Origin of the sequence: Mesorhizobium sp. M7A.F.Ca.MR.362.00.0.0 (genome assembly GCF_004023175.1) — a bacterium.
Lineage (GTDB): Bacteria > Pseudomonadota > Alphaproteobacteria > Rhizobiales > Rhizobiaceae > Mesorhizobium.
Map to the genome: position 1 here is coordinate 1 of NZ_RZTF01000465.1, position 4,511 is coordinate 4,511.

Here is a 4,511-nt window from a genome sequence, read left to right on the forward strand (position 1 = left end):
TTCTGCATGCGCGCGGCAAGGATGGCGCCGGCGATCGCTGCGAATTCACGGCCGCCGACCCGGCGCAGCGCCTCGAGCGGGTCGCCGAGATGGCCGCCATGAAAAGCCAGCGCCGCATCGACCACGTCGGTCTTGCGTGCCTGCATCGCCGCATCGGCGCCCGACCCCGGGCCGACCCAATCGGCGCCCCTGCCCCCGAACAGCGCCGCAAACAGGGTGGCGGCGACGGTGGAGTTGCCGACGCCGAGATCGCCGAGACACAAAAGGTCGGTGCCGCCGGCGATCGCTTCCATGCCGAAGGCCATGGTGGCGGCACAGCCACGCTCGTCCAGTGCGGCCTCTTCGGTGATGTCGGCGGTCGGGATGTGCAGGGCAAGATCGAAAACCTTCAGCCCGAGATCGTAGGCAATGCAGATCTGGTTGATCGCGGCACCTCCGGCGGCGCAAAGCTCGACCGCGTTGGCGGTCGCCGCCACCGGCCGTGGCGAAATGCCGTGGCGCGTGACGCCGTGATTGCCGGCAAAGACCGCCATCAGCGGTCTTGTCACCGCGGGCGGAGCCCGTCCGCTCCAGGCGGCCAGCCAGGCAGCGACGTCCTCGATGCGGCCAAGCGAATTGCCTGGTTTATCGGCCTTGGCAAACAGCGTGCGCACGCGGGTCTCGGCTGCCGTGTCGGCCGCCGGCAGGTTGGCCAACAGGTTGCGAAAATCGTCGAAAGGCAGTGCGCTCGTCATCTTGTTATCGATCATTCCCTGGAGTTGGTGAGCGGCATAGCCGCCTTGCGGGGTTGGCACAACCTCTGGGATGATGGGCCTGCATTTGGCGCAAAGCCGGCCCCGCAGGGCGCAATCGCGAGGGCTTGCATTGGCTTTGCCGTTGCACCATGTGGAGGTGGAACAAGGGATTCCGGATGGAATCCCAAGAGAAAGTCATGACGGCCATCGAATCCCCGTGCATCCTGGTCTGTTCGATCGACATGAAAACCGGCTTCTGTTTCGGTTGCGGTCGCACGCGCGAGGAAATCGGCGCCTGGATCGGGATGACGACGGAAACGCGCCGCAGCGTCATGGCGCAATTGCCGGCCCGGCTGGAGACGGTCGAACGCCGGCCGCGCCGGGAAACTCGCCGCACCCGCATGGCGCGCGAACGCGACGCGCTATCGTGAGGTGCGGATGAGCCGGTTGTTCTGGATTTTGATGGCCGTGATCGGGGTGGGAGCAGTCCTGCTCATGCTCAATGATTCCGCCGGCAGCACGCTCGGCGTGGAGAACAACGATTTCAGCCGGCTGATCTGGCTCGGCGCCTTTGGCGCCCTTATCGGCGCCGGCCTGCTTTGCTTCGCTCGGGCCGGCCCCTGGGCACCATGGCCCGCAATCTCGGCGCCTGGGTGGCTATCGTACTCGCGCTGATCGCCGGCTACCAGTATCGCTATGAGTTGCAGGATGTCGCCAGCCGGGTGACCGCCGGCCTTGTTCCCGGCAGCCCGCTTGCGCTTGGCGTCGAAGACGGCCACGCCACGGTTACGCTCGACAAGGCTGACAACGGCCATTTCGAAGCGCGCATCCTGGTCAATGGGAACCCGGTCCGGGCCGTGGTGGATACCGGTGCAACCAGCACCGTGCTGACGTCGCAGGATGCGCAGGCCGCCGGATTCAATCCAGCGGCGCTCAACTACACCATACCGGTTTCGACCGCCAACGGCATGGCACGCGCCGCAGCCGTGAAAACCGATCAGATTGCGATCGGCGGCATCATGCGCAGGGATATGTCAGTGATGATCGCCGCACCCGGCATGCTCAGCCAGAGCCTGCTCGGCATGAACTTCATCGGTTCATTGTCGGGTTTTGACGTGCGCGGCGACCGCATGATCCTCAGGGATTGATCCCCGAAGCTCAAGCCGCTTCGGCTGCTGCGCCACCGAACTCGACGGCCGCGTAAGCCGTCTTCAGCACGTCCGGGCCGGCCCCGGGTTTTGTCGCGTCCGTGGACAGGATCTGCCGGTAGCGGCGCGCACCGGGCAGGCCATGGAACAGTCCGACCATATGGCGGGTGACATGGCCAAGCCGCCCACCCTGCTCGATATGGCGTGCCGCATAGTCCGCCATCGCATCGATCAGCGCGGCGAAATCGAACGGCTCGGACTGGACGCCGTAGAAAGCGGCATCGACGCCGGCCAGAATGCCGGGCGTGTGGTAGGCGGCGCGGCCAAGCATCGCGCCATCGACATGACCGAGATGCTCCTGCGCCTCTTCAATCGACTGAATTCCGCCATTTATACCTATGAATTTGTTATTCTTTTTTGCCTTCAGTCGATAGACTCTGCTGTAATCGAGCGGCGGGATGTCTCGGTTTTCCTTGGGACTCAGCCCTTCCAGCCACGCCTTGCGTGCATGCACCCACAACGCGTCGGCGCCGGCATCGAAAACCCCATCCGCCAGCGCATCCAGGGCCGGCTCCGGATCCTGCTCGTCGACGCCGATACGGCATTTAACGGTCACGGGGATCTTCACCGCCGCTTTCATCGCCGCGACGCAGCCGGCGACGAGGTCCGGCACTTTCATCAGGCAGGCACCGAACGTGCCCGACTGGACGCGGTCTGACGGACAGCCGACATTGAGGTTGATCTCGTCATAGCCAAAGGCCTCGCCAATGCGGGCAGCCTCGGCGAGCTTTTCACGATCCGAGCCGCCGAGCTGCAGCGCGACCGGATGTTCCACCGCATCGAAGCCGAGCAGCCGCTCGCGCGCGCCATGGATGACCGCGTCGGCCACCACCATCTCGGTGTAAAGCAGCGCATGGCTTGTCAGCTGGCGGTGGAAGAACCGGCAATGCCGGTCCGTCCAGTCCATCATCGGGGCCACGGATAGCCTATGATATTGATTTTGCAGCATTTTTGCTTAACATCAAATCGTTAGAACGTGCCAAGTGCACACAATTTACGCCAGAATACGACCCTTTTCGCCACGTTTCGATCTCTCAGTGCACACGGAGCGCACACGAAAAAATGGCCACCTACACAAAGCTCTCGTCCGGGTCCTGGCGTGTCCAGGTCCGTCGCAAAGGTCGCTACGTCAGCGAAACCTTCCTGCGCCGAGACGACGCACGCCGCTGGGCGACGAAACCGAGCGCCAAGTCGTCGCGGTGAGACACCGACAAAGTCTCGAACAGCGCGCCTGAAAACCTTCGGCGAACTCATCGACCTTCATATCGACGACATGTGCGATGTAGGCAAGTCCCCTCGCCGCTCCAAGGCCGCGGCCCTCGCTTTGTTCCAAAGACGTCTCGGCAAGTGCAACATCGCGGCTCTCGATCGCGAGCGGCTCAATCGTTTCGGCCGTGACCGGGCTGCCCAAGGTGCTGGACCGGTGACGCTAGGCATCGACATCGGTTTCGTAAAACTCATTCTGGCTCATGCCGCTGCGGTGCACGGGCTGCCCGTCAAGGTCGAACCGGTTGATCTCGCGCGGATCGCCCTGAAGAGGCTTGGCCTCGTTGGCAAAGGCAACCAGCGGGATAGGCGGCCGACAAATTGCAGAGCGCTGAAGGCGAGCATGCACGAGATCTATGGGCCGCGAAGGGTCGGCAGGCGTTCGATGCTGAACGGCGTGAAGAGTGGATGGGACGGCGAACTTAGCCACGGTTGGCGCGAGCAACGGCCAGCACGAAGCCCGAACAGCAGACTTCCGCCGGTGCGCCAGCGCCGCAGTCAAGCTTGCGCAATAAGTTTTCGCGCTCTTCGTCACTACCGGCGACAATCTTCTCTCGGAAGGGCGCAAGACTTGAGTTGGCGAAGCTCGTCAAAGCAGGCGCTGCCCTAGGAGCAAACTTCAAATGCCAGATCGTGTTCCCCTCGAAACCTCCCGCGCCCCACAGATGCGATCATGCACACTGCGCGTTGATAGAAGCTCTATAGCCAAGGTGCGAGCCAGCGGCACTGCTCTGCACAGCAGGAACGGGCGTAAAGCGAGGGAAGCTCCTCGCCTTGGATGAGGTCGGCGAGCTGACAGTCGCCAGTGTCTCGCGCTGAAGCCAATCGACCAGCACCGCCACGTCCCATTCGTCAGGCTAGATCCTGCGGTTCAATCGACATCTGGTCGCCCGGCGAGGCCATGATCCTGCCGGCGTCCGAATTGATGTAGGCATCGGCGGCGACGTAGTCGACGGCAGGCATTTAGCACACGCTCGGATCGCAGCCGCGCAGCAAACGTCCAGGCCGCCCGCCTCGCTCGGTTTTCTTCCTAAAAACGGGAGGCACAGGCGGAGCGGCCCTTCATACCAGCGGCTTACTCGATGACGCGGGCGCCACCGACATCTGCGGCTGACGGATCCAGCCCGTAAGCCTTGAGCGCTTCCGCGATCGCGCCATCCTTGCGGTAAGCTTCTAGGGACGTGTCAACGGCCTTCGCAAGATCCTCGTTGCTCTTGTCCAGCAGGAAGGCGGTCTGCGACGGGTTCATGGTCGCATCGATGCGCGGATCTTGTTTCAGCACATTTACCTTATAATTCTGTCC

General features: G+C 63.1%; 3 protein-coding genes and 3 pseudogenes. 3 read left to right on the forward strand and 3 right to left on the reverse strand.

The annotated features are described in order from the left end of the window. A partial coding sequence (locus EOC06_RS33090; RefSeq protein ID WP_128309772.1) for a nicotinate-nucleotide--dimethylbenzimidazole phosphoribosyltransferase occupies positions 1-734 on the reverse strand: 734 nt, incomplete at its 3' end. Positions 735-931: 197 nt separating this feature from the next. Between EOC06_RS33090 and EOC06_RS33095 the strand changes: the two genes are divergently transcribed. Together EOC06_RS33095 and EOC06_RS33100 are read left to right on the forward strand one after the other, a co-directional pair. Then, positions 932-1,165, forward strand: coding sequence for a DUF1289 domain-containing protein (locus tag EOC06_RS33095; RefSeq protein WP_027036625.1), 234 nt, complete (start codon positions 932-934; stop codon positions 1,163-1,165). A 7-nt stretch (positions 1,166-1,172) separates the two neighbouring features. Then, positions 1,173-1,882: pseudogene (locus EOC06_RS33100) on the forward strand (TIGR02281 family clan AA aspartic protease). 10 nt (positions 1,883-1,892) lie between these two features. Here EOC06_RS33100 and dusA read toward each other — a convergent pair. Further along, entirely contained in the window at positions 1,893-2,891 is a 999-nt protein-coding gene (dusA, locus tag EOC06_RS33105) for a tRNA dihydrouridine(20/20a) synthase DusA (RefSeq protein ID WP_128309773.1), read from the reverse strand. A 629-nt stretch (positions 2,892-3,520) separates the two neighbouring features. Between dusA and EOC06_RS44115 the strand changes: the two are divergent. Then, a pseudogene (locus EOC06_RS44115) lies at positions 3,521-3,634 on the forward strand (conjugal transfer protein TraD); the annotation flags it as partial. Positions 3,635-4,283: 649 nt separating this feature from the next. Here the strand turns inward: EOC06_RS44115 and EOC06_RS33120 are convergent. Continuing rightward, positions 4,284-4,511: pseudogene (locus tag EOC06_RS33120) on the reverse strand (amino acid ABC transporter substrate-binding protein); the annotation flags it as partial.